Origin of the sequence: Streptomyces sp. KLMMK, from assembly GCF_036961605.1 — a bacterium.
Lineage (GTDB): Bacteria > Actinomycetota > Actinomycetes > Streptomycetales > Streptomycetaceae > Streptomyces > Streptomyces telluris.
Window position 1 is genome coordinate 1 of sequence record NZ_JBAMDC010000718.1, and the last position, 1,531, is coordinate 1,531.

Sequence of the window (1,531 nt, forward strand, 5' to 3'; positions counted from 1 at the left end):
GGGGCCGACGACCGCGAGGTGCGCGCCCCGGGGCAGCGTCAGGTCCAGGTCCCGTACGACGGGGTCGGCTCGGTCGCCGTACGCGAAGGTGAGGCGGCGCAGTTCGAGGGCGGGGGCGAAGGTGGGCGGCGGGGCAGCCGGCAGGGCGTCCGCCGCCCCGGCGACCGGCGGGCACGGCAGGCCCGGCGGGCCCGGCGCCGTGAGCCTGCGCACCACCACGGCCAGGCGCGAGCCGCTCGTACCCAGGCCGTGGACGAGGTTCTGCAGCGCGGGCATCAAGGACTGCGTCAGATAGGCCAGTGCGCCCACCAGGCCGCCCGCGGTCACGCCCCGGTCCAGCAGCCACGGCGCCCCGGCCAGCAGGAGCACCAGCGGCAGCTGACCGGCCAGGGCCAGGGCCACGACCCGGACGACGGACCAGCGGGCGAGCGCACGGGAGGCGTGCAGCGCGGCGTCGGTGAGCGCGCCCGTCTCCGCGCGGACGCGGGGCTCGGCACCCGCCGCGGTGACGTCGCGCAGACCGGAGAAGACGTCGCCGAGCGCGGCGGCGAGGGCCTCGTCCGCGGCGAGGTACGCCTCCTGGCGGCGGGCCAGCGGGCGCAGCGTCGCCAGGAACAGGGCGAGGCCGAGCACGAGGGGCGGCGCGACGACCGCCAGCAGCGGGGGCGCGAGCAGGAACAGCCCCGTCAGGGCGCCGGCCGCGGTGAAGACGAACGAGCGCGAGACCATGACCAGGCCGGCGAAGGCGTCACGGGCGATCTCCACCTGGTGCGTCAGCCGGGAGACGGCCGCGGTGTCGCCCCGGTGCAGGGCGCGGGAGACGACCGTCCTCACGAGCCCGTCCCGGAAGGGCTCCACGAGACCGGCGACACCGCCGTACGTGCGCCCGGTCCCGTACGCCCCGACGACCACGGCCACCGCGGCCAGCCCCAGCCACGCGAGCCCCGTGCGGGGCCGCCCGGCGAGAAACCCCCCGTCGAGCGCCTCGGCCAGCGCGTACCCCAGCGCGAAGGTATGCCCGGCCTCCACGACGGACCACGCGAGCAGCGCCGCAACGACGCGCCGCCGCCCGGCGAGGTAACGGACCCCTCGCCGGACGAGCCCGGGCTCAACGGGTATCACGGGGACCTCCTGTGCCGGCGGGAGGCTTGCGGCCCGGCCGACGGTCATGACGTCGTCTCACGCATCGAAGACCGCCCGGTACTCCGGGTCCCGCCACAACTCGGCGTGCGGGGCCACCGCCTTCACCCCGCCCTCGTGGAGCCACAGGACGCGGTCCGTGCTCGCGGCCGTGGTCACGCGGTGGGCTATCAGGACGCGCGTGGGGGCGGCGGTCGCGTGCAGGGCTGCTGTGACGCGGCGTTCCGTCGCCGTGTCCAGGCTGGACGTGGCGTCGTCCAGGATCAGGAGGCGGCCCGCGTGGGCGAAGGCGCGGGCGAGGCCCAGGCGCTGGGCTTCGCCGCCCGAGAGCGGGGCGTCCGCGCAGGGCGTGTCGTAGCCGCGCGGGAGGCGCCGTACGAAATCGTGCGCG

At 77.3% G+C, this 1,531-nt stretch carries 1 protein-coding gene and 1 pseudogene; both read right to left on the bottom strand.

Annotated elements, in window-relative coordinates:
• Positions 1–1,122, bottom strand: a pseudogene (locus V7793_RS37425) (ABC transporter ATP-binding protein); the annotation flags it as partial.
• Between the two features lie 57 nt (positions 1,123–1,179).
• The coding region (locus tag V7793_RS37430) for an ATP-binding cassette domain-containing protein (RefSeq protein WP_336014174.1) at positions 1,180–1,531 on the bottom strand (352 nt) is incomplete at its 5' end.